Genomic DNA, 18,780 nt, shown 5'->3' with positions numbered 1-18,780 from the left:
AACCGCCTCGGCCTCTGGGGGACGACTACAGTCGACGGCGACGCGGTCGAGTGGGCGCCTGCCGGGCAAGATGTTGAGGGGCATCGTGGGTGAGCTGAGGAACGAGGAGTTCGCGCGGTCACTCGCGGATAAGATCAACTACCTGGCTGGTGTTGCCCAGTACAGGGTGGTGCCTGTGTTAGGGGGCCGCGAGCAGACGGGGAGGTACTGCTGTTCGGAGCGGCAGGATCGGCCCGTTGGTCGTTGAGGGGGCTGTCGACCGTGTGACCGGTGGAGGTGTCGATGATCTCGCGGCCGGCCCCAGGATTTCTCCACGGTGCTCGCATCGACCAGCGCGTGTGGACGCGCCGACCGACCTGACAGCTGTGCTGGCGACCTGGCCGAGGCTGCCCGGTCGTCGGCGAGGGCCGCGCTGCGCAGCGCGGCCTTGGGAGGGGCATGACCTTCGCACCGAACAGCAGCAGCGCCCTCACAACCGCGGTCGTGTAGGAGGTTGGCTCGGTGGCTGGGACGACACCTGTGCAGGCCCGGCGTCGAGCGCTAGTGAGGGCAGAAGTTATAGAACTACCGTCGCCCTCTCGAGAATCGGGTACGGGCCGGATAAGGGGGCAGAGTGAGGTCGCAGGGTGACTCCACGCGGTCGCGGTCTCTGGCGGACAAGCTTAACTACTTGTTCAGCACACTCGAGGCGGAAGGACGGCCCTCCACCCTGGACGAGGTGGTCGCGGGCATCCGAGCGTCCGGTGGGTCGGTGTCGCGAGGGACGTTGAATCACCTGCGTCTGGGACGTACCACGAACCCGTCGAAGGCGACGCTGGAGGACATCGCCCGGTTCTTCCGGGTGCCGGCCAGCTACCTGCTCGACGACCCGTACGCGCAGGTCAGCACTGAGGATCTCGAGGTACTGCAGGTCGTGCGCCAGGCAGAGATCGCCGACCTCGTCCGGGCTATCGGTCACCTCCGGCCAGCGACCCGTCGAGCGCTGGAGCAGGTCGTCGCCGATCTGCGGGCCATGCAAACGTCCGGATTCACGGAGCGCACGGACCGCCGCTGATGGCCCCTCTCTTCCGGCGGTGGGGCTCTCGGTTGGCCGGGACGGCGGTAGTTCGGTCGCTGGTCCTGCGTCGCCGGAGTGTCGGCTCCCACCGCGAAGTGCTCGTTGGCCAGCGGCAGAGCCGTCACCTCAGAGGCGACCCTGTCCTGGCCGGTCCGACCGTCGAGCACCAGCGGCCCGGCGTCGATGCAGCCATAGACCATGCCGTGCCAGGCGGTGGTGACCGTCGGGGGGATCCGCCCAAAGCCGTGGGTGATCCGCCACAGCTCCGCGCCGGTCGCGTCGAGTCTCTGACGGCGTCGGTCCCGAAGTAGAGGGCGAGAGAGCAGACCGTGAGTGCCTGGTCATCGGAGCGGCGGGACCAGCCCGGCTGGCCGTTGAACGGGCTGTCCACCGGTCGCGAGGTCCACGACCTGACTGCCTCCGGCCGACCGCGAGAGGCTGCTCCGGTCGACCAGCATCCGAGCTCGGCCGACCGGGCAGACCGCGCTGCCGGTGAGCCTGGCCCAGCGGGTCCTGCCGTCGTTGATGCTCAAACCGCGCTGTTCCCGCTCGATGAGATCGTCGACGACGGTGCCGTCGCCGACAAGCACGGCGGCGACGCCGGGCGCGGGCCAGCGCACGGTCCCGCTCGACAGATCGATCGTGGCGGTGCGGGCGGAGGTCGCGGTCGAGGATCTCACGATGGCCGTGGTCCCGACGACGCCGGCGACCGAGACCGTGAACCCCGTCAGCGGCCCTCGAGCCACCCGGGCGGCAGCGGGACCGCGATGGAGGAGGACGTGCAGGCGGAGCTCGGATCCGCGGCGACGAGCTCGATGCCGCGGCGGGCCGGGGTGGTGCCCTGGCCTAGCTGCTCGACGGGCCAGGACGCGAGGACCCGACGGCTCTCGGACAGGTCGGCCTGCACAGGAGTGTCAAGGAGCGGTGGGGCGCCGATCGCCGTCTGCCGGGACACATCGAGCCCGCTCAACAGCGGGGCCTGGGCGAAGCCGCCCATGATCATCTCGCCCGAGGTCAGATTGACCCGGGTTAGGCCTGTGTCGGCCAGCTACCGGCCATAGACGCCGTCGAGGACCTGCGGGGCTCGGTGTCCCCGCCGATGGGCAACGCGGCAGCCCGAACGCCGTCGGAGGGGCGAATGCCTACCTGGTGGCCCCCAGCCACCAGGCTGACCAACCTTCCTGGACATCACACTTAGGTGCGAAACCGCAGAGTCTGATCGGGCCGGGCGGAACACCTGCCGGTCAGCCGACCGCGACCCAGCTCAGGGGGGTTCGTCGAGGATGAGCAGTCGGGGTGGGGTGAGCGGCCCAGGCGATCGCGGTCTTGGGTGGTCCGGCCTCCCCGCGAAGCGCCTCTCAGACTGTGGCCGGCGCTTGAGCGGAGGCGGGGTGCGGGAAGCCGCCGACCGCCCCGGCCGCATCGTCTGGCGCATCCGTATCGGCCCACCGCGACCCGCCTGAAGACCGTTCACCGGGTCGAACAAGTAGCACCCGTCGTAGTCGTCGTGCCGGGACCAGCCATGGCGACAGTTCGGGCACGAGTCGCCGGCCGCGGGCATCACCAGGAACTCAGTCGACGTCGTCACTGTCCGGGTGACGACGACGTCGGTGCCTGCGACGGGAAGACCGGCCGTGACGATCGTGGCGGAACCGGCGAGCGCACCCATGAGTGGCCGCCTACACCACAGTCGGGGTCCCGCCCTCGTCGCGTTCATCCATCGATCGAGATGAAGATGCTAAGATGTCTAGCATGATAGATCAACTGATGTCCACCTCAGGCCTGGACGGACACCACCGGGATCTCCGTGAGCACGGCCCCGTCGCGCCGGAGACGCCAATCCCGCACGAACGTCGCCTCGAACCCGCACACCACGGTGTACGGCGCTAGCCGCAGCCCGCGCATCCGTGCGGACGCGTTGCCAGTCCACATCCGTCGGTGCTCCGCCGCTCATGCTTTCGGAAGACGAATACGCGGGAGGGTTCAATTGGCTCGGAACGAGATCTCGACCGATGACATCCGCACGACCTACGACGAGTTCACCGGCACGTACGCGCGCATCTGGGACGACAACCTCCACGTCGGCTACTGGAGCGACGACGCACCGGACGCCCCGGTGCCTGTGGCAACGGACCGGCTAAACGGTGAACTCTTGACCAGGCTTCTGACGCAACCCGGGGATCGTGTGTTGGACGTGGGCTGCGGGATCGGGACACCTGCCATGCGTCTGGCGCGCGAGCGCGACGTATCGGTGGTCGGCATCACGATCAGCGCGTACCAGGTCCATCGGGCGACTGAAGCCGTGCAGGCAGCGGGTCTTGCAGATCGCGTCTCATTCACCGAGGCAGATGTGCGATCCATGCCTTTTGCGGACGAGTCGTTCGATGCCGTGAGGCTTATTCAGGCCCCGTGAAATAACGATCTAGCCCGGCGTGTCGGGTTGGGCGACAGCCCGTCCATCGCGAATATTGGTTTGCCGAATCAATCCGAGATGAACGGGCTGCCGCAGTATGTACTATACCACTGGTTTCCGGCGTGATGAAATTCAGGATCTTGTCGCTATAGTGTATGAGCAGGATCAGCGGGACGCGACGGAGGCACGTTTGTCTTGGCCGCCGGTTCTGGGGTTGTTCTGGTCGGTGGTGATCACGTTGGCGTATCTGCGCGGGAATCGTGTGCAGTGGGAGTTGGCGGAAACCTATGGGGTGTCGCAGTCGACGGTTAGTCGAGCGATCACGGGGGTGACACCGTTGCTGGCACAGGCGCTGCGGAGTGTCGTTCCGACGGCAGAGGAGCTTCGTGCCGATCGGCAGTACATCATCGATGGAACCTTGCTGCCCTGCTGGTCATGGGCCGCGGTGCCGGGTCTGTGGTCGGGCAAGCATCGCACCACCGGCGTCGTCGTCCAGGTCGCAGCCACCCTGGAAGGGCAGCTGTCGTGGATCTCTGACCCGACCCCAGGCTCCCGACACGACCTATATTGCCTCGACCAATCCGGCGCCCTCGACCACCTCGCCACATACCCCCCGATCGGCGATAAAGGATACATCGGGCGCGGCATGCTCACCCCGTTCAAAAAACCACCCGGCCGGGAACTTCTCGACTGGCAAAAAACATTCAACAAGAGCCTCAACCACACACGCGCCACCATCGAACGAGTCATCGCCCATATCAAAACGTGGAAAGTTCTCCACACAGACTACCGGCGGCCCTACGCCACATTTAAAACGACAATCTCGGCAGTCATCGGACTCATCTTCTACACACTTACCTGACGGAGCCTGAATAAGCCTCCGTATGGGCGCTAGAGTCGCTGCATCATGTGCCGGACCGCAGGGCCGCTCTCAGGGAGCTTCACCGCGTGCTGCGGCCCGGAAAGTGTCTCGCGCTCGGCGACTTCGCGCTTCGACACGCTCCTCGCGGCTCCGACGCGGAAGTAATCGACGGGTTTCGCGCGGCAGGTGGGGTAGCGACGCTGACAGTCATCGAAGATATTCTGGCCGATCTCCGATCCGCTGGATTCGAACTGCAGTCTCTCGTCGATATCGGGGATCATGTGCGCCCTACGATGTTGCGGCACGCTGAACTGTTCCGAGCGGCTCGACCAGACCTGGAGTCTCAAATGGGTGTTGTCGGGTTGGACGAGATGATCTCCCGGAACGAGCAGTTGGCGGATAGTAGGGCGTTCAGCTACATCCTACTGGGCGCCCGCCGCTCACCGGTGTGAGTGTGCTCCTGGCTCGCTCTGTATCACTTCCAGGTTCCGCAGTGCTCCGGTCGCCGACTTCTTGGCCTCCACGGCCAGCCGTGATACCCGTTGCTTGACTTGGCCTCTCTGTGCTCGCCCGGGTACAGACCTCAGCCTGCCATGATGCTTTGTGAAATAGGTGGAGCATGATTTCATCCATATGCCTCGTGGTGCAAGCGAAGTGGCAAGGGGTAGTAACGTAGAGCTGCCCCTGTTAAAGCAGTCGGAGAAAGAATGCTATGAATGGTCGTTGCTTGCATGGCGATTTGGTGCAGGAAATAACGACCGGTAGTCCTATCTTAGGGGGAGGAGCGCACCGCGGCCGACCGCCGGTGTGCGAGATCTCAGGCGTGATCGGAGAGTCAGGCGTCCGGGGGTGGACAGGTAGCAGCGGAGTATGAGGAATTGCTCCGCATGGGCTCGTGCATCGGCGGCCAGGTTGTGACGGAAGGATGCATGGGCGTCAGAAATCGGGGATTCTGGACTGGGAATCGTGACTGCTCGGGAGACGTATGGGGAACGCCAGCCTGAGGTTCAAACAGCGGAAAGGGCGACACTGGCCTACGGAGATAGCGGTGCGGCCTCTGCGGGGTCGCTCGACTGAGCTTAAAGTCCTGACGGAACTGCTGCATACCCGAGTTGCGGATGCCGGCGTGGCGCTCGTCGAGGGACCGGCTGGCAGCGGCAGGTCGCGGCTGCTCGCGGAAGCGGAGCGGATCGGTCGTCGGCACCAGCTCGGCCTCGTGAGGGTGGGTGGGGATCGAGCGTCGGACCAGGCGGCCGTGGCCCCGCTGGTGTCCGCCACCGCGTACACCGGTGCGTCGGACGCGGTGGACCCGCCTGCGCCGGGCCACCGGCTCCCGGTCCACCTCGAAGGCCTGCGTCGTCGGATCGGTGAGATGAGCCGGCGGAACCGCTCGCTGATCGTGTTCGACGACCTTCACCGGGCCGACCCTGCTCTCCTCCTCGCTCTCCAAGACCTCGTCCACGAGTTCGCTGAGCGACCTCTGACGTGGGTCCTGGCCCGCCGCGCTGACTCATCTGCGGACAGCGGCGACGCTGCTTCCGATGTTTTCGACCGACTCGCTGCGGCAGGCGCGCGACGGCTGGTGCTCCATCCACTCGCTTCCGCGGACCTGAGGCGAATCGCTGGCGACGTCTTCGGTTGCACGAGCCTGGACGGCCGCCTCGCCGAGCATGCCGAGGCGGTTGACGGCAATCCTGCACTCCTGCTCGGGCTGCTGATCGGACTTCTGGAGGAAGACCGCGTGCGGGTGCGCGACGGTGTCGCGGGCCTCGTCGATGGGGAGGACAATGTCGGCAGCAGGTTGTCGCGGTGGAGTCTGCCCGTCCCGGAGGGGTTCCGACGCCTCGTCGCCGGGATGCTGCATGAGCTGGGTCCGGAGACCCGGCGCCTGATTGAGGTTGGCGCGGTCCTGGGGATCTCATTCGCTCCCGACGACGCCGCCGAAATCATGGGCACGACGGCCGCGGCGCTGCTCAGCGCCGTGCGCGAGGCGCTGAGGGCCCGGATCCTCGCCGCAGCGGTCGACGATTTGACGTTCCGCAGCGAGGCCGTGCGCCAGGCGATCCTCCAGGGCATCCCAGCGCCGCTGCGCCCGGCGCTGCACCGGCAGTACGCTGCCGTGCTGGCCGAGCGCGGCCGCCCGGCGAGCGAGATCGCCGTGCACCTCGCCCGCGGAGCGCGTCCCGGCGACCGCGCCGCCATCGGGGTCCTGCGGGCCGCCGCCGAGCGCATGGTCACCAGCAACGCTGCGACCGCAGCTGAGCTCGGACTACGCGCCCTGCACCTCACCGGAGAGGACGAACCTGACCGCGTGGCGGTGGCTGGGACGGCTGCTAGGGCGCTCGTCCGTGTCGGCCCCCTCGCTCAGGTGGTCGAGCTCGGTGAAGCTATGGCTCGGCGGATCACCGGCGGGCCACCCTCTGAGGAGCTGCGCGCTGCGGTCGCCGTCGCTCACTTGCTACAAGGCCGACCTGACCGGGCTCTCGCCGAAGGCGGCGATCCCGGCGAAGAGGGCGAACTCGGTCGGGTCTTGCTGAGCGCGCTCTCCCACGTCGACCCCGTCACCTCCGAACGCCGCGCCCGCGCACTCATCGATGACCCGGCCGTCGATCAGATCACCCGCGACCACGCTCAGACCTGCCTCGCGCGAGCCCGTTGGCATGCCGGTGACATCGAAGCGGCCCTGGTATTGGCTAAGGCTTCCGCGGCGGCGTCGTCCGCGTGGTTCGATCCGCCGCTCCTCCTCGTCGCTGCCCTGCTAATCCGTGTGGGTGAGCTGGAAGAGAGCCGCTCCGCGCTGGAGACGGCCCATCACCAACTGCGCGTCGACGGGGCCGCGGTGCTGGGAGGGGCGCCTGACCTGGTGCGATCATCACTTGAACTGGCGGCTGGCCGCCCAGCCGCGGCCATCGCCGCAGCCACGGCCGGACTGGCGGCGGTGCCCGGGTGCGAACCGACCGGGCTCGCGGCCCCGGCCCGGCGTAGCCTCGCGGTCGCTGCGCTGCGCGCGGGCGACCTGGCTACGGCGACCGAGCAGCTGGAGCAGCTGGAGCAGCTCGTCCCGGGTGGCCCCGCGGCCTGCTGGCTCCGCGTGCAGGTCGTCGCCGCACAGCCCGACGGTGCGGCGCTGACCCACCAACTGCTCGGGGTGTGCCGGGACCCCCACCTGCTACGGGCCGTGGTCCTTGACGACGAGACCGCGGCCCCTTGGCTGGTTCGACATGCCGCCCAGGAGCTCCCGGCTGCGGTGCTCCAGGTGCTCGATGCGGTCGACGAGCTGTGCGCCACTAACCCGGGCGTCGAGGTGGCCACGGCCGCTGCCTTTCACGCTCACGGGCTGGCGGGCGACGATGTACACCGGGTTGCCCTGGCCGAGCAGGCCTACCGGGATATCTGGTCAGCGGCATCGGCCGCCGAGGACCTTGGCCGGCTGTCCGCCGCCGACCGCGAGCGTGCGATCGCGCATCTAGACAGGGCGTTGAAGCGGTATGAGGCGTGCAACGCGACGCGCGACGCGGCACGGGTTCGGCAGCGGCTGCGCCGACTGGGGGTGCAGAGACGGCACTGGAACACGGAGCAGCGTCCGGCCATCGGGTGGGGCAGCCTCACCAGTACCGAGCGACGAGTCGCCGAACTGGTCGCGTCGGGCCTGACCAATCGACAGGTGGCACACAGCATGTACCTGTCGCCACACACCGTCGGCTTCCACCTCCGTCAGATCTACCGCAAGCTCGAAGTCCGTTCGCGGGTGGAGCTCGCCGCGCAGTCGCGGAGACGTTCGTGAACGCCGGTGCCGCCGACGAGCGGTTCGCTGCGGCCTCCGCCTCGCCCGGGAGCGGTCCACCCGGCGATGCGCAGCGCCTGTTCATGAGTATGTTCCCCTCGGGGGTCGCGGTCGTCACGGCGACGGACGGCGGTGGCGTGCCCCACGGCCTCACCTGCACCGCGATGACGAGCGTGTCCCTGGAACCACCGACGCTGCTGGTCTCGCTCAATCACGCGAGCGGGACGCTCGCCGCGTTGCGTGAGAGCGGACGGTTCGCGGTCAACCTGCTGCGGGCACGATCAGAGCGGACGGCAGAGATCTTCGCCGGGCGGGTGGCCGACCGCTTCGACGCGACGATCTGGACACCGTCGGTGTCCACCCGTCAGCCGCGCCTGGTCCGGGACGCGTTCGCGTTCGCTGGCTGCACGGTCCACCAGGCGATCAGCGTGGGCGACCACGAGCTCGTTGTCGGCCGGATCCAGGAGATCGAGGTCGCAGAAGACGTCCCTTTGCTCTATGGAATGCGGCGCTTCGCCCGCTGGCCGGTGCAGCAGCTATGAGCCGCGGCCCGGGTCGGAACCTGCGCGTCCGCGCAGTGCTTTGCGCACGTCGTTCCGCTGCTGGCCCGCGCCGTATCGAATCGTCATCGGGACCGCGAGAACAAGGAGCGCCATGGACGAGCCGATCCGCAGGATCGTGATCATCGGCGGGGGGACGGCAGGGTGGATGACTGCCACCTACCTCGCCCGTGCCCTCGACTCGACGGTGGACATCACCGTCCTGACCGCGCCGGACGTGCCAACGCTTGGGGTCGGTGAGGCCACGATCCCCAATCTGCAGACGGCGTTCTTCGACTTCCTCGGCATCGAGGAGGACGAGTGGATGCGAGAGTGCAACGCGAGTTACAAGGTCGCGATCAAGTTCGTGAACTGGCGCACCGGCGGCCCAGGCGAGCCGCTCCCGCGCATCGACGAGCACGGCGCGAGCGATCACTTCTACCACGTCTTCGGCCTGCTGCCGAATTCCGATCGGTTGCCCCTGTCGCATCACTGGGTGCGCCGGCGTCACCGGACCGGTGACGGCGAGCCGTTCGACTACGCGTGCTATAAGGAGCCGCCTCTGCTGGATGCGCTGCGCGCGCCCCGCTTCGCCGATGGGCGCCGGGCCACGAGCTACGCCTGGCACTTCGATGCCCACCTCGTCGCGGACTTCTTGCGCCGGGTGGCCACTCAGCGGTTCGGGGTTCACCACGTCGAGGACAGAATCAAGTCCGTAGCGCGGCGTACTGATGGCGGCATCCGATCTGTGACGGGCCGGTCGGGTGCCACTGTCGAGGGCGACCTCTTCGTGGACTGCGCCGGATTCCGGGGCCTGCTGATCAACCAGGTGCTGGGTGAGCCGTTCCTGGACATGAGCGACCAGCTGTTGTGCGACAGCGCGGTGGCGACGGCCGTTCCACATGACGACGCCGTCCACGGTGTCGAGCCCTTCACCTCGGCCATCGCCATGCCGTCCGGCTGGACCTGGAAGATCCCGATGCTCGGCCGGTTCGGGAGTGGCTACGTCTACTCCAGCCGGTATGCCACCGAGGACGAGGCGGTGCAAGGCTTCTGCGCGCTATGGGGCCTCGATCCGGCAACCGCTTCGCTGAATCGGATCCGGTTCCGCGTCGGCCGCAACCGCCGGGCGTGGGTCCACAACTGTGTAAGCATCGGGACGTCATCATGTTTCGTCGAGCCCTTGGAGTCCACGGGCATCTTCTTCATCTACGCCGCGTTGTATCAGCTGGTCAAGCACTTCCCCGACACGGGATTCGAACCAGTTCTCAGGGACCGGTTCAACCGCGAGATCGAGCTGATGTTCGACGACACACGAGACTTCATCCAGGCGCACTACTACTTTTCGCCGCGGATCGATACGCCGTTCTGGAAGGCTAGTAAGGAGCTCGTGCTGAGCCCCGACATGCAGGAGAAGATCGAGACCTACCGGGCTGGCCTCCCGGTCAACCCGCCCGCGAACGACGACGCGCAGCAATACTACGGCAACTTCGAGGAAGAGCTGCGCAACTTCTGGAACAACAGCAACTACTACTGAGCCTTTCCCAACCTGTTTCCGCTGGTCAGGTGGGGTCGGAGCGGAGGAGCTGGGGCGCGATATCGCGTTGAACCCGTCTTCGCCGCTGGTGTGGGTGCCGTTCAGCACTTCAGTGCGGCGTTGACCTGCTCCTGGGGAGGGATCGGCGGCTGGGTGCCGCGGCGGCGACCTTCTGGGGCGGCGCCAGGGGCCATCGCTACGGGCTTCGGGTCCTCCGACCAGGGCAAACAGGTTGGGAAAGGCTCACTGTGTACTTGCCGGGCTTGGTTTGGTCCCCGGGCGGTCGTTGCCCCGTCTGGAGCACCTCCCTAGCGCAGCGGAACGCGCCGACCGGCAGTTCGCGGAGGTGCGGCGCCAACAGCAGGAACTGCTAGGCACCCTGCCGACCTGCTACGAGTATCTGAGTCGGCAGCACAGCTGAAGCCACCTCGGAGTGGGCCCCGGACGCTGCTCACCCCGAGGTGGCGGCCCGGTGCGGCGCCGCGGGTCTCGTGACCGCTTGGCCAGTGAGCGTCACCTCACCGCACGAGCTCCTCGATGTAGTCGACCGCTAGCGGGGCGCCCCCATGCTCGCGGTAGCTCGCGCGCAGGGTGGCGGCCCGCTCTCGGAACGACGGCTCTCTCAGCACCCGGTCCACCGCCCGTCTGATGCCTGCGGCGAGATCACTCCGGCCACGCACGTGCAGGCCAACCCCCGCCCACGCAACGTGTGCGGCGACCTCGTGCTTCTCCTCGGTGGCCGCCGCGACGACGAGCGGGACGCCGTGGGCGAGCGCTGCGGCAACCCCGCCGTAACCGCCGTTGGTCACCATGAGGTCGGTGTGCGGGAGCAGGTGGGTGTGCGGGACGAACCGCTCCACCCGAGCGTTGGCAGGCAGGGGCCCGAGGTCGAGTAGCTCGGGCGGGACTCCGGTTGTGACGACGAGCAGGGCGTTCAGGTCGGCTAGCGCGTGCAGACACGGCAGCAACAGGCGGTCGACGTCGTTGGCCACGGTGCCCTGCGTGACGTGCAGCACTGGGCGCCCGGCATCCAATTCATCCCACCAGCTAGGCAGCATGCCCGCGGGCGGCGGGTCTTGTAGCGCACCGACAAACCGGACGGCCTTGTGCAGATCGCTCCGCGGGTACTCGAACCCGGGCACGGTACCCATGAGGTAGAGGTCCGGCGGCTCTACGATGTTGGTGAACGCCCCACCGGGTAGCGGCGCCAGGCCCAGCTCGGCCCGCAGCGCCGACCCGGCATTCCGCAGTCGTCGCAGAACCAGTTGGTCAGCGGTCCAGCGCAGCGCGCGGTTGCGCAGGCGCCCCGACACAGAACTGTCCGGGCCGAGCCCCAGCCCGATCGGCGCGGTGTCGCGGCTGTCGAGGATGTAGACCGAGGTGGCCACCCACACCAACGGCACACCGCGACGCGCCCGCAGGAAGCCCGCCGCGAAGCAAGTCTCGTCGCTGATCAGAGCGTCCACCGGAAAGCGTGCCGTGATGCGCTCCAGGTCGCGCAGCTGCGCCGGAGCGGTGTCCAGGAACACCTGCTGGAAGCCAGTCGTCATTCCCCGGATACCAGTGAGGCCGGCATGGTGGGGGAAAGCCCGCTCCCGGGGCATCCCGCCATAGTCGTAGGCGTCGACCATCGCCTCGTGCACTGCGCCGGTCCGCTCCACCCGATCCTGGTAGGCGCGGCCCGTGTACCAGCGCACGTCGTGCCCGCGCCCAACGAGCTCCCGCGCGATCGGCAGGAGCGGGTTGACGTGCCCGTCACCTGGTGCCGTCGCGATCAGTAGCTTGGCCATCGGATCGCCTCCTCGTTCTTATGCCGCCCGGCGGTCGTGCCGGGCGGACCCGACCCAGGAACCCGCCAACCGCGCGTACGGGCAACGCACGGGACAAGAACCGCCTGGATGCGCGGGGTGTCCGGTAGCGGCACCGGTAGCGGCTCCGGTTGTGGCACCGGCGCACTGCCGCACCCCGCGTGCGGCGAGTGATGTGCCCGGGGCGGCGCGCCGCCGACGATGAACGCACCCGACCACTCGCGGAGGTGCCCTCGTTGAGCAGCACGGACCACACGGCAGCGACCGACGTCGTCGTGATCGGTGCCGGGATATCCGGTCTCGTCGCCTCCTACGAACTAGAACGACGCGGCCTCGCGGTGGAGGTGCTGGAGGCGGCCCCGCATATAGGCGGCCGGATTCTCACCCACCGCTTCGGCTCCGGAGAGCGGGCGCCGTTCGTCGAGCTGGGCGCCATGCGTATCCCGACAGACCATCAGAACACCCTGCATTGCGTCGCCGAACTCGGGCTGTCCACGAAGCTGAGCACGTTCCGAACTCTCTTCTCCGAAGAGGGCGCTTACCACACCACGAGCGCCGGGTTCGTTCGGGTCCGGGATGCGGCGGCCGACCTGGTCGCTGACTTCCGTGACCGACTCGACGGCGCCCACTACCCGGAGCAAGCGATCCTGTTCGGAGCCTGGCTAACGGCGATCGGTAACGCTATCGCTCCGGCGAACTTCCGGGACAGCCTTCGCAACGATGTGAGTATGAAGCTGCTGGCACTCGTGGACGGTGTGGACTTGACGCCGTTCCTCGGAGGCGAGCGCGGCGACCGGTTCGACCTGCACGCGTTCTTCGCCGCGCACCCGCAGCTGCGCGCTACCTCGGACGGGCGGCTCAACCGCTTCCTCGACGATGTTCTCAACGAGACGAGCTCGGACCTACTGCGGATCGATGGAGGCATGGACCAGCTCTGCGACGCGCTGCACAGCCGCCTGGTCGGTCCGGTCCGGTGTGGGCACGAGGTTGAAGGGTTAGCGGTCGGAGGCGACGGCGTTGTCCTGCGGATCCGGCACGACGGGGGGACGACTGTCCGCCGGTGCGCCCGGGTGCTGTGCACTATCCCGTTCTCGGTCCTGCGCGGCCTCGCCTTAGAGGGGCTGTCCCCAGACAAGCGCGCGATCATCGACGAGGTCCAGTACTGGTCTGCGACCAAGGTCGCGTTCCTGTGCCGGGAGCCGTTCTGGGAGCAGGACGGCATCTACGGTGGGGCGTCGTTCAGCGGTGGTCGCGTCCGACAGACCTACTACCCGCCCGTCAACGGTGATCCACACCGCGGCGCCGTCCTACTGGCCAGTTACACGATGGGTGACGACGCAGACGTGCTGGGTGAGCTCGACGAGAACCAGCGCCACCGAGTGGTGCTGGAGGAGGTCGGTGCAATGCACCCCGAGCTGCACGAGCCCGGCATGGTCCAGGAGGTCGTCAGCCGGGCCTGGGGCCAGCACCGGTTCAGCCTCGGAGGCGGGGTGACCCGGTGGGGCAAGGACACTGCGGCGTGCATTCGGGAGCGGGACCGAGCCGCGGCGCCGGAGGGGCGGCTCTACTTCGCTGGCGAGCACTGCTCGTCGACCACAGCATGGATTGACGGAGCGATCGAGTCCGCTGTCGGCGCCGCCCGGAGGATTGTCACCGACGCCGCGGCCTCGGACCTGCAGGGGGCAGGGGGGAGTGCCTCGTGAGCGTGTTCGACCTACCGCGACTGCACTTCGCGGGAACCGCGACGACTAGCTTGCCCACAGGGCCCCGGTTCTCCCGGCTGTTGGACCAGGAGACCAACACAGTGCGCACTGACGACGGCCCCTTTCCCATCGACCGCCCGCCCGCGGAGTTCCACGACTACCTGCGGAGGCGGACCCCGCGCTTCGATGCCGCAGGACGCCAAGACCCTGATGGGCAGTTCAACTCGACCACCGGCTGGAACCTCGGGGGCAGCGGACACTTCGGTGTCGAGGCCGTCTTCATCGGCGTGGAGCTTGCACCTGGTCAGCCGGACACCGCCGACCCAGTGGTCGGGCGCAGCCTTGACATGTGGGGGCACTACAACCCCTACCTCGCGACGACGTTCAACAAGGCACGCATTTTCGACGTCGACCCGGCATCGGAGTGGACCAGCACCCTCATGGTCGGGCAGCTCAGCTGCGGCCGCCTGGGGCGCTCCCATGAAGCTGGCTACCTGTTGACCGCACCGGTCTCCGGGTACCACCCGCCACGTTGGCACGACTTCCGTCACGTCCCCGCCACCGATGACCACCCGTTCGCGAGTTACACCCGGCGATCAGTGCTGCACCAGTTCGTCGTGCGCGAAGGCGTGGAGTTTCCCACCCCTCCAGTGGTCTCTCCGGCGCTGTCGCGGTTACGGGAGCTTCTCGACAACGGGCGTGCCGGCGGGCTGGTAGTACAGTTTGTCCTGTCTAACATGGCGACCCCGGTGGTGGCGGACCGCCCGGACCGGTGGGATCTGCATGGCACTGTCGCGCCGTGGTTCCCGGGGGAGATGACGACCTACCCTGCGGGCCGGTTGCTGGTACCGGGCCCGGGCCACTGGTCGCCGCTCCGCACGCTGTCGCTGGCCGTGCACGACGAACACGTCGTGCTGAACATGGTCAACGCACGGCCCCGGACCCACCGCGCGGCGGAAGCTGGACCGCGGGGCACTCACCCGGTGGGTCAGCCCGTGGACGTGGGGGAGCTGGAGCTGCGAACAGTCGACGGGGATCGCCTGGTCGCCGTCGTCACGCCGGAGGCCTACCGTGCGGCGGACGCCACGTGCGGCGTCGTCACCGCAGCCCGCACCGACTGCGGCGCGGTCGACGGGTCGCTGCACTTGGTCGGAGACTTGCCCGGGGGCGGTCGGGGCCCGCTGCTGCGGGAACGTGAGATCAACATCCAGAGCGACGACGCCAGCCTGATCCTTGAGCACCCGCGCACCTCTGAGTGCGAGGAGCACGACCACCTCGTCGAGATCCGCTCCTTTGTACGCGGCCGCCCGGCTGCGGTGGCCGAGGTCCGGGTCACACAGTACCCGAACCCCGCTGCGTTCCCCGCCGACCCCGCGGCGCGGGAACCCGGGGTCGCAGCGACCGCTCTGGCCGTCGCGGCGCTGTCGGATGCGACGGGGCTAAGCGGAGGATTGGGCACGCCAGCACCGCACACCGTCGTCGCGACCGACGACCGCGGCATCGGACGGATCCGCATCCACGGCATGCGGCCGGGATCGTGCCGGCTCCTGCTTACCACGGGCGAGGCCCCCCTCCCGCCGGATCCGGACGGACCCGGGTCCGCTGTCGAGGGCTACGACGACGGCGACGCCCTCGGTGTCTGGTCACCGGCCGGCGCGATCGCGCTCCGGATCCTTCCCGACCACTGGCACTTGGAGCAGCTGCCGCAGGACGACGTCTCCGTCGATGTTCTCTATCGGGAGGTGTTCGCCTACTACGAGCTGCTGTTCACATTCATGAAGTCCGATGTGTTCAGCCTCGCTGACGACTTCCGCGTAGCTACTCACCCGCGGCTGATCTGGAACATGTGCGATCCCCGCAACAAGGCGACGACGTACTACATGCCACCGTCGCGCGACCTCACCGAGCCCCAGGCCGGACTGCTGCTGAAGTTCTTACGAGCCTCGCATGCTGCGGCCGAAGCCCCGGTCGAGGTGCCGGTCACCACCCCACGCCGCTCCAGCACTCCCGGACGCGGTGAGCTGATCGCCGCCCTGCGGCAGGCGGCGACGGCCGAGCTGGCCGTGATGCTGCAGTACTTGTACGCCGTGTACTCGCTGCCCACGCTCGGTGCGGGCAGCCGGCTGGTGGAGCGCGGCGACTGGACCGCGGACCAGCTGCAGATCATCTGCGGGGACGGCGGGGAAACCCTCGACGGCGGCCTCCGCGCGACGTTGCTCGGCATCGCCCGTGAGGAGATGATTCACTTTCTCGTCGTCAACAACATACTGATGGCGATCGGCGAGCCGTTCACAGTGCCGGGAGGCTTATTCAGGCCCCGTGAAATAACGATCTAGCCCGGCGTGTCGGGTTGGGCGACAGCCCGTCCATCGCGAAGATTGGTTTGCCGAATCAATCCGAGATGAACGGGCTGCCGCAGTATGTACTATACCACTGGTTTCCGGCGTGATGAAATTCAGGATCTTGTCGCTATAGTGTATGAGCAGGATCAGCGGGACGCGACGGAGGCACGTTTGTCTTGGCCGCCGGTTCTGGGGTTGTTCTGGTCGGTGGTGATCACGTTGGCGTATCTGCGCGGGAATCGTGTGCAGTGGGAGTTGGCGGAAACCTATGGGGTGTCGCAGTCGACGGTTAGTCGAGCGATCACGGGGGTGACACCGTTGCTGGCACAGGCGCTGCGGAGTGTCGTTCCGACGGCAGAGGAGCTTCGTGCCGATCGGCAGTACATCATCGATGGAACCTTGCTGCCCTGCTGGTCATGGGCCGCGGTGCCGGGTCTGTGGTCGGGCAAGCATCGCACCACCGGCGTCGTCGTCCAGGTCGCAGCCACCCTGGAAGGGCAGCTGTCGTGGATCTCTGACCCGACCCCAGGATCCCGACACGACCTATATTGCCTCGACCAATCCGGCGCCCTCGACCACCTCGCCACATACCCCCCGATCGGCGATAAAGGATACATCGGGCGCGGCATGCTCACCCCGTTCAAAAAACCACCCGGCCGGGAACTTCTCGACTGGCAAAAAACATTCAACAAGAGCCTCAACCACACACGCGCCACCATCGAACGAGTCATCGCCCATATCAAAACGTGGAAAGTTCTCCACACAGACTACCGGCGGCCCTACGCCACATTTAAAACGACAATCTCGGCAGTCATCGGACTCATCTTCTACACACTTACCTGACGGAGCCTGAATAAGCCTCCGGACATCGACTTTGGTCGGATCAACGGCGAACTGCCTATCCCGCTGGACTTTGCACTGGAGCCGCTGGGCGTCGGCAGCCTGGACCGCTTCCTAGCCATTGAGAGGCCCGCCCACCACGCCCGCGGTGGACGAGCCGTGCTCGACCTGTGCGACCCGCAATGCCGGTACAGCTCGCTCAGCGAGCTGTACGCGGCGATCCGAGACGGGCTGCAGCGCGTGCCGGACCTGTTCCTCGTCGAGCGTGGCCGCGGGGGCGGTGAGCACCACCTGTTCATGCGCGAGTCGATGAACACCGCCCATCCCGACTACCAGCTGGAGGTGGATGATCTGCCGAGCGCGCTGTTCGCGATCGACTTCGTGACTGAGCAGGGCGAGGGCGGCGTGCTCAGCGGAATGGCGGCCAGCCCGCCTGATGACTCCCACTACGAGACATTCCTCCGGGCCTATCGCGTCGTCGCGGGTGAGCAACTCCGCTCGGCCGTGACGAGCCCGTGGTCGCCTGCCTACCCCGTGCTGCGCAATCCCACCGTCATCGCCGGTCGCGACGGTAACCGTGAGCTGATCCTCGACGAGACCGCCCGTCAGGTCGCGGTGCTATTCAACCGGTCCTACTTCCTGATGGTTCAGCTGATGGTCAACCACTTCGGCCGCGCGCCGAACTCAAGCCTGCGCCGCTCGGACCTCATGAACGGGGCGCTGGAAGTGATGACCGGAATGATGCCCTGGCCGAGCTATTGGTCACCCTTCCCTCCGGACGCACTGGCCGGACAGCAGGCCCGACGTTCGAGCTGGAGGAGATGCCACGCATGGAGCCACGGACGGACGTCGCGATGAGGACACTGGCGCTGCGTTTCCACCACCTGGCCGAGGCCTGCCGCTTGTGCAGTATCGTCCCGCCCTCGGTCGCGGGCACTGCCCAACATCTCGGCACGTACTTCGGGAGCCGGGCATGACGACGACCGATGTGCTGATTGTGGGCGGTGGGCCGGTCGGTCTCGCTCTGGCGCTGGACCTCGCGCACCGGGGAGTGGACTTTGTGCTGGTGGAGGCCGGCGATGGTGTCGTCGACCACCCCCGCGTCGGCAGCGTGGGTATCCGGTCTATGGAGCTGCTGCGCCGCTGGGACCTCGCGCACCGGGTACGGGACGCGGGCTGGCCCGCGGACCATTCTCTCGACGGTGCCTGGGTGACGTCGGTCGGAGGACACGAGATCTATCGGGTCCACATGGGCACGGTTGCCACCCGTCCGCGCTCCCCGCACAGCCCGGAGCTGGAAGCCATCTGCCCCCAGCACTGGCTGATGCCGATCCTGTTGGGGGCGCTGGAGGAGCGCGTTCCGGGACGGGTCCGGCTGCGCCACCGCTTGGACGGCCAGCGGCTGTTCCCGGACCGGGTTGAGGCGACTGTCACCGATCTTGCGGCCGGGACTTCCCATCCGGTCACAGCCCGCTGGATGGTGGCGGCCGACGGCGCCGGCTCCCCTGTGCGTAAGAGCCTGGGTATTCCGGCGCCCGCCGTTCATGAGACCCGGGTCTTCCGGAACATCCTGTTTCGGGCGCCGCAGCTACGAGCACAGCTTGAGCATCGGAACGCGCTCTTCTGGTTCCTTATGTCGCCCCCCGGACTCCGCTTCCCGATGCGCGCGATCGACGGTCATGGAACGTACCGAGTGACGGTCGGTGTCACGGAGGGCGAGCCGCAACCGCCCGCGGACGAGCTGGTGCGCTCGGCCGTGTCCCCCGCGTTCCGCAGTTGATGGGCACATGAGCGGGGTCCGCGGGGAGTAAGGCCTGGTCAGCGTGCTGCGCCTGCGTGAGAGTGCTCGAAAACGTGGGCACACGTTTTGGCGGGTTGAGGCTTGTGTGAGCTGC

Annotated in this window: 15 protein-coding genes; 12 read left to right on the top strand and 3 right to left on the bottom strand. The window is 67.5% G+C overall.

All coding sequences use genetic code 11. The features are described 5' to 3' along the window. The first annotated feature begins 670 nt into the window (after positions 1-670). A complete protein-coding gene (locus tag KPL59_RS30495; protein ID WP_226362888.1) occupies positions 671-1,054 on the top strand; it encodes a hypothetical protein in 384 nt (127 codons plus the stop codon). 344 nt (positions 1,055-1,398) lie between these two features. Here KPL59_RS30495 and KPL59_RS30490 read toward each other — a convergent pair whose 3' ends face one another. Together KPL59_RS30490 and KPL59_RS30485 are read right to left on the bottom strand one after the other, a co-directional pair. Further along, a complete protein-coding gene (locus KPL59_RS30490) occupies positions 1,399-1,737 on the bottom strand; it encodes a hypothetical protein (RefSeq protein WP_226362887.1) in 339 nt (112 codons plus the stop codon). Positions 1,738-1,784: 47 nt separating this feature from the next. Beyond that, positions 1,785-2,054, bottom strand: coding sequence for a hypothetical protein (locus KPL59_RS30485; RefSeq protein WP_226362886.1), 270 nt, complete (start codon positions 2,052-2,054; stop codon positions 1,785-1,787). A gap of 990 nt (positions 2,055-3,044) precedes the next feature. On the opposite strand from KPL59_RS30485, the gene KPL59_RS30480 reads away from it, so the two are divergent. From KPL59_RS30480 to KPL59_RS30455, 6 genes are all read left to right on the top strand, one after another. Next, a complete protein-coding gene (locus KPL59_RS30480) occupies positions 3,045-3,470 on the top strand; it encodes a cyclopropane-fatty-acyl-phospholipid synthase family protein (protein WP_226362885.1) in 426 nt (141 codons plus the stop codon). 97 nt (positions 3,471-3,567) lie between these two features. Next, positions 3,568-4,332: a transposase gene (locus tag KPL59_RS30475; protein WP_226359944.1), complete on the top strand. Its 765-nt coding sequence runs from the start codon at positions 3,568-3,570 to the stop codon at positions 4,330-4,332. 47 nt (positions 4,333-4,379) lie between these two features. Further along, positions 4,380-4,784, top strand: a complete 405-nt coding sequence (locus tag KPL59_RS37885) for a hypothetical protein (RefSeq protein WP_374111685.1) — start codon at positions 4,380-4,382, stop codon at positions 4,782-4,784. 533 nt (positions 4,785-5,317) lie between these two features. After that, positions 5,318-8,116 carry a LuxR C-terminal-related transcriptional regulator gene (locus KPL59_RS37280; RefSeq protein WP_374111684.1) on the top strand — a complete coding sequence of 933 codons (2,799 nt, stop codon included), beginning with the start codon at positions 5,318-5,320 and terminating at the stop codon, positions 8,114-8,116. Further along, positions 8,113-8,658, top strand: a complete 546-nt coding sequence (locus KPL59_RS30460; protein WP_226362883.1) for a flavin reductase family protein — start codon at positions 8,113-8,115, stop codon at positions 8,656-8,658. Before KPL59_RS37280 ends, KPL59_RS30460 begins: the two co-directional genes overlap by 4 nt. Positions 8,659-8,770: 112 nt before the next feature. Further along, entirely contained in the window at positions 8,771-10,192 is a 1,422-nt protein-coding gene (locus tag KPL59_RS30455) for a tryptophan halogenase family protein (protein WP_226362882.1), read from the top strand. 518 nt (positions 10,193-10,710) lie between these two features. Here KPL59_RS30455 and KPL59_RS30450 read toward each other — a convergent pair. Then, on the bottom strand, positions 10,711-11,982 hold the full coding sequence (locus KPL59_RS30450; protein WP_226362881.1) for a glycosyltransferase: 1,272 nt from the start codon (positions 11,980-11,982) through the stop codon (positions 10,711-10,713). 254 nt (positions 11,983-12,236) lie between these two features. Here KPL59_RS30450 and KPL59_RS30445 point away from each other — a divergent pair, with 254 nt between their 5' ends. The 5 genes from KPL59_RS30445 to KPL59_RS30425 all read left to right on the top strand — a co-directional run bounded on the left by KPL59_RS30445 (position 12,237) and on the right by KPL59_RS30425 (position 18,665). Next, positions 12,237-13,703, top strand: coding sequence for an NAD(P)/FAD-dependent oxidoreductase (locus KPL59_RS30445; protein WP_226362880.1), 1,467 nt, complete (start codon positions 12,237-12,239; stop codon positions 13,701-13,703). Between the two features lie 101 nt (positions 13,704-13,804). Continuing rightward, positions 13,805-16,039, top strand: a complete 2,235-nt coding sequence (locus tag KPL59_RS37275) for a ferritin-like protein (protein WP_226362879.1) — start codon at positions 13,805-13,807, stop codon at positions 16,037-16,039. Between the two features lie 84 nt (positions 16,040-16,123). Continuing rightward, complete coding sequence (locus tag KPL59_RS30435; RefSeq protein ID WP_226359944.1) at positions 16,124-16,888, top strand: transposase; 765 nt, start codon at positions 16,124-16,126, stop codon at positions 16,886-16,888. A 6-nt stretch (positions 16,889-16,894) separates the two neighbouring features. Beyond that, entirely contained in the window at positions 16,895-17,743 is an 849-nt protein-coding gene (locus KPL59_RS30430; protein WP_308187991.1) for a ferritin-like domain-containing protein, read from the top strand. A gap of 115 nt (positions 17,744-17,858) precedes the next feature. Further along, positions 17,859-18,665, top strand: a complete 807-nt coding sequence (locus tag KPL59_RS30425) for an FAD-dependent monooxygenase (protein ID WP_226362878.1) — start codon at positions 17,859-17,861, stop codon at positions 18,663-18,665. Positions 18,666-18,780: the final 115 nt, after the last annotated feature.

It is taken from the genome of Pseudonocardia sp. ICBG1142 (assembly GCF_020496255.1).
GTDB lineage: Bacteria > Actinomycetota > Actinomycetes > Mycobacteriales > Pseudonocardiaceae > Pseudonocardia.
Note: the sequence above shows the minus strand (reverse complement) of the source record. Positions and strands in the feature narration are given on the sequence as shown.